Below are 5,908 nucleotides of genomic sequence, written 5' to 3' on the forward strand. Positions count from 1 at the left end.
CACAAAAGCCCCTCCCGGCCGGGCCCCGCGGCGCGCCGGCCGGGAGGGGCTTTTGTGTTTAAGATACCCTCCCCTTACAGAATTCCTTGATCTGACGCTTTCTATCATTGTATGATGCGGGAGATATTTCGTATGGAGATGGTGTGTACGAGGGTAAAGACAGGCGAGGATCCGTTCGCCTTTCGAAATGCGGAGGGATCCTCGCTACCGACACAAGAGAGCGAGGGAAGCACGTCATGAAAAAGATCGGCCTGAATCCGGCGCGCAAGGCAACTGCGGTCGGCATGGCGATCGTCTGTGCGCTCGGCATGGTGCCCATAGGCGCCTACGCGAACGCATCCGACGACGCATTTGCACCTCCGAATGGGGGGGGGTATGATGTTTCTCTGATCTCCCCGTCCGTCGATGCCGACGGGGCGAACGAGAACGGTGGGGGCGATGTCGAGAACACGCCGAATGTCGATGCCAGGGCTATGGATATCGTGCTCGAGGAAGGTTTTCCCGACGCGGCCTTCCGTCAAGTCGTGTCGCAGTACGACACCAACGAGGACGGCGTCCTGCAGGACGATGAGATCCGCGAGTTCGGCAATGTGACGAGTGGCCGGTTCGACCTCGTGGACGCGGCGGGCGTCGCCGGCGTCAACCTCGCCGACATCAAGAGCCTCGAGGGCATCGAGCACCTCTTTAACATCGAGACGCTTCTCATCGGCGGTGTGAGCGCCACTTCGATCGATCTCTCCCAGAACGACCCGTACCAGGTATACATCGCAGACGCGCCCGAGCTCGAGACGGTCAACATGAACGGCCTCATCAACGTCGACACGCTGCGCATCTGCAACACTCCCAAACTCAAGAACCTCGACATCGACGGGTGCGATATCATCATGCAGCTCGAACTCATGGGCACGGGGCTCAACGGCCTCGACCTGAGTGAGCATAACTTGCTGTCGCTGAGCGGGGATACCTATATCGGCTTCAGCGAGTCGAACACCTTCGGCGGCGACCCGACGCCGTACGCCTGGCTCGACATCTCCGACGACATCTACGGCCTGATTGGCGGCGGTGACCTGTACGGGATGAGCGTGCAGGACTACCAGGCCTTCGGCATAGAGGACACGGGCGAGTACACCGCCGCCCCGATCGACGTCGAGGCGCCGGGCGGAACGCTCAACCTCGCCGAGGCCTTCCCCGGCATCGATGTTTCCAAAGTGTCGAACGCCCAGGGTGCCACGTACGAGGATGGCATCTTCTTCGACATCGACCGGGAGACGACGGTCACCTACGACTACGCCTCGAACAAGGATTTCACCCTGCACGCCACGCTCAAGGTGGCGCCGTCCGAGGGCGGTGACGAGGGAGAGCTCATCGACATCCACGAGACGTTCCCGGACCAGTACCTCCAAATCGCCGTCGAGAACGCATTCGACAAGAACGACGATCAGAAGCTCTCCGAGGAAGAGATTTCCGTTGCGACGACGTTTGACCTGGGGGAGAACGTCGGTAAGATACGGGACCTTTCGGGCATCGAGGTCCTGACCGAGCTCACGCAGCTCGACGCCGACGGCATGGGATCCGACTACGGCAACTTGACCGCCGCCGTCGACCTGAGCAAGAACGCGAAGCTTCAAACGGCGTCGTTCTCGGGCGCGAACATCCCGTCGCTCGACGTGTCCGGCTGCGCCGCGCTCACGGAGCTCAACGTCGACGGCACGCGCCTGAAGAGTCTCGTCCTGCCGGAAGGCATGGCGGGCACACTGGCCGTGGGCGAGGACGAGACGCTTCCGCTCGGGTACCTTTCCATCGGCGACGGCGGGGTAAAGGTCGTGCGCACGCCCGGCCAGGAGGACGTCACGTCGACCTACGTCAGCGAGACCGTCGAGGTCGAGGCGGACGAGGGCGGCACGGTGAACCTCACGGAGCTCTTCCCCGGCATCGACCTGCTCAAGGTGTCGAACGTCGAGGGTGCTGAATGGGATGCCGACTCGGGCGTGCTTTCCGGTCTCACCGCCGACGTGGGCGCGGATGCTATGGATGTTTCCTACACATACAAGGCGGGCACATGTTCGACGGGCGCTTTCACACTCACCGTCAAGTTGAGCGTGGATCCGTACGTTCCCGACGGCCTGAGGATCGACACCACGTTCCCCGACGAAGCGCTCTCTGCCGAGGTGGCGACGGCCTTCGATGATGACGGGAACGGCTACCTTTCGGACGAAGAGGTTGAGAACGCGACCGAATTCTGGTTGGAAGATGCCTCCAAGGTCAAAAGCCTCAGCGGGATCGGCAAGCTCACGGCCCTTGAGCAGTTGACCGCCGAGGGGCTGGGCGCATCCGAGGTTGATCTGAGCTTCAACAAAAATCTTGAAGGCGTGTGGCTCGGAGGCTCTTCCGCTGTTCGGGAACTCGATGTCTCGGGCCTCACGAACCTGACGTATTTGGACATCTCCGGCACGAGCGTCACCAAGCTTGTCGTGGAGCCGGGCATGTTCAACGCCGGCGAGCTGAATCTGGACGGCTCGCTGCTGAACGGGGCGAATCTGGCGCCAGCGTTCAATGCGGCAGTGAATTACAATGCGGCTACGGTGACGCTTGGCGACGATGAGGCTACGCCGCTCACCTGGCTTGATTTGGGTAGCAACAAGTACACGTACGTCATGGGGTCGTTGGATTCGTCCAGCGATATCGCCGAGTACACTTCCAAAGCCGTTCTCGTCCCGGTGGGCGAGAGCGAGACCATCGACCTTGCCGAAGAGTTCCCCGGTCTCGATCCTGAGCGGGTTTCGAACGTTCAGGGAGCAACTTACGCTAATGGCGTGCTTTCCGACATCACCTCGGAGAGCGTGACCTATGACTACGCGGCGGGCACGTGCACCCAGGGCAACTTCGTGGTGCATGCCACGCTTGACATCACCTACGAGGGCGGCTTCAAAATCTCCGACGCCTTCTCCGACAGCAGCTTGGTCGAGTACTTCTCAAAGGTGTACGACGCCAATCAAGACGGCCGGTTGAGCGAGTCGGAGGTGGCAGACATCTACAAGAACGGCGTTCTGCTGTTCAATGACGCGACGGGTTCGGGCGGCACTTGGGAGCACGGTGATGTTTCGTCGCTCGACGGCCTCATCGAGGCGCTTCCCGATCTCACGTTTCTTGCGGCGGGTGGTAACCGCATTCCGGGCGTCGATCTCACAGGGCTCAAGAAACTCACGCGCGTCGACATGACGACGCCGAACAGCGACACGAGCAGCACGCTGGGTTGGATCAACCTCGACGGCCTTGAAAACCTCAAGGCCGATTCGCTCAAGTTGCCCACGACCACGAAGGTCCTCGAGTTCGGGCAAGACGAAGTGCGCGTCGCGAACCTCAAGGCGCTCTTCCCGGGCATCGATCTTACGAAAGTCAAAGATTTCGATGGTGCCAAGCTTGATACGGGCTCAGGCGATATCACCGATCTTGTGAGCGGGCGCACCGTCAGCTACACCTACGATGCGGGCACCATCGCCGACGGGCAGAAGGCCGAGCTCGCGGTCAACCTAGAGGTCGAGGTTGCAGGCACGAACGTCCCCATCGACGCGAAGAACTTCCCAGACGTGGCGTGGCGCTCGTGTGTCGGGACGACCACCTTCGACCTCAACCTCGACGGCCAACTTTCCGAGTACGAGCGCTCGCAGGTGACTGCGATCTTCGCCCCGTACGCGGGCATCAGTGATCTCACGGGCATCGAGCATTTCGCAAACCTGGAGACGCTCGACTGCTCGAACAACCAGCTCGCCACGCTCGACTTGTCGGGCAACGCCAAGCTGACGACGCTCGACTGCTCGCACAATCAGCTCGCGTCGATCAGCTTGCCCGAGAACCACGCGCTCACGAGCATCAAGGCGGCGGGCAACTCGCTCATGTGGGTCAAGCTGAGCCCGCGCGCCGTTATCGCCGACACCGACCTTGGCATGGGGAGCAAGGCCGTCATGCTCAACGTTGACGGCACGCCTTTCAATGTGACGAACTACCTGCCGGGCATCGACCCCGACAAGGTGTCTGACGTTGAGGGCGCGACGTGGGACAATCCGTTCCTCGGCGGCTACGAGGAGGGCAGGCCCATCACGTACCGTTACGACACCGGGGCCAAGGACAAGGCCGGCCAGCCCGTGCTGTTCGCGGGCGAGCTGAGACTCACGCTCGCGGAGCCGCTCTTTCCCGATCCGGCGTTCCAGGCGTGGGCGAACCGCGTGGTGGACATGGACGGTCAGCCTGGCTTCAGCCAGGCTGAGCTCGACCGGATGACGACCATCGACGTTCGCGGCCTCGGCATCGAGTCGCTTGAGGGCATCGAGAAGTTCAAGAACCTGCAGAAGCTCGACTGCTCCAACAATCTGCTCACGGAGCTCGACGTCTCGGACAACGCGAAGCTCACCCGCTTGGAGTGCGCGGACAACAAGCTGACCGAGATAGGCTTTTATCCCGGCGGAAACATGGAACGCCTCGACTTCTCGAACAACCGGATCAGGGGCATCGACCTGTCCGCCGTCACGAACGAGTACGCCACCGACATGCTGAAGGTCAAGGCCACGGGCAATCCCGAGCTGGCGTGGGTCAACTTCCCGAACGGCGACGTGTGCGCCATCGACGCCGAGCTTCCCGAGGACAACGTCATTAACGTGTACCTGGCGGAGGGCGAGACGAGCTTCAACATCGCGGACGAGTTCCCGGGCATCGCACGGAGCGCCGTCGACGAGTACATGCCCGGCGCCACGTACGACATGTACACGGGCGTGGTGTCGGATGTGGTGCACGAGCAGCCCATCACCATGACGTACCGCACGGGCGGCGTGGACGCTGGGGACCAGTCCATCGAGCACACGGTTACCCTGAACCCCATCGTCGATGGCGGCGAGGTGAACCCGGGCATCGAGATCAGCGAGGCCAACTTCCCCGACGCGGCTCTGCGCAGCTTCCTGAGCGGCTATGACCAGAACGGTAACGGCTTCCTGAACGAGGAGGAGCAGGCGGAGCTCGAAACTCTGGACATCTCGGACAACAAGGACGTCAAGAGCCTCGAGGGCATCGACTTGCTGCCGGTGCGCCACCTGTACCTGAACAGCACGAACGTCACCGACCTCGACGTGAGCGGCCTGCCGCTGTTGGCGACCCTCGAGCTCAAGGACTCGGCGGTGAAGAATCTCACGTTCGGCCCCGACAACGACATAGTGCGCCAGGTGTGGATGAGCGGGTCCCAGGTCGAGAGCCTCGACGTCACGCCGCTGGTGGCGCTCGAGGCGCTCTATGCTAGCGCCTCCGGCTCCATGGAGGGCCGCACGCCGCTCAAGAGCGTGACGCTCGGCGACAAGCCCGAGCTCACAGACCTCTATCTGGCGGCAACGTCCATCTTCGAGCTCGACGTGACGGGTTGCCCGAAGCTCGTCGACCTGCGCTGCGACGGCACGCTCATTTCGAGCCTCGATGTGACGCACAACCCCGAGCTCGTGTACCTGTGGCTCAACCAGACGGATGTCGCGAGCCTCGACCTCTCGCAGAACACCAAGCTCCAGTACCTCGACTGCTTCTCCACGAAGCTCGGCGGGCTTGATTTGTCTAACAACCTTGAGCTCAGGTACCTGGAAGTGTCCGATACGCCCATGACCGAACTTGACGTCTCGATGCTCGGCAAGCTCAACGACTTCCGCATGAGCGGTCTTGGTACGGGCGTCGAGGGCTTCGACATGGTGGGCTACGACACGACGGCCAACAAGAACCTCAGCTATCTCGACATCAGCCACAACAACCTGGCGTGGATGCACATGGCCGACAATGAAGGCACGGAAGTCCGCATGACCGAAGGCTACTTCGACCTGGGGCTTCTGGACGACACGTTCGACATCGAGGAGAGGTTCCCCGGCCTGGACGCCTCGCGCAT

Annotated in this window: 1 protein-coding gene; it reads left to right on the forward strand. The window is 61.9% G+C overall.

The annotated features are described in order from the left end of the window. Nucleotides 1–236: 236 nt before the first annotated feature. Nucleotides 237–5,908: leucine-rich repeat domain-containing protein (locus tag B5F40_RS15505; RefSeq protein WP_204217452.1), on the forward strand; the 5,672-nt coding region annotated here is incomplete at its 3' end.

Origin of the sequence: Gordonibacter sp. An230, assembly GCF_002159915.1 — a bacterium.
Taxonomy (GTDB): domain Bacteria; phylum Actinomycetota; class Coriobacteriia; order Coriobacteriales; family Eggerthellaceae; genus Rubneribacter.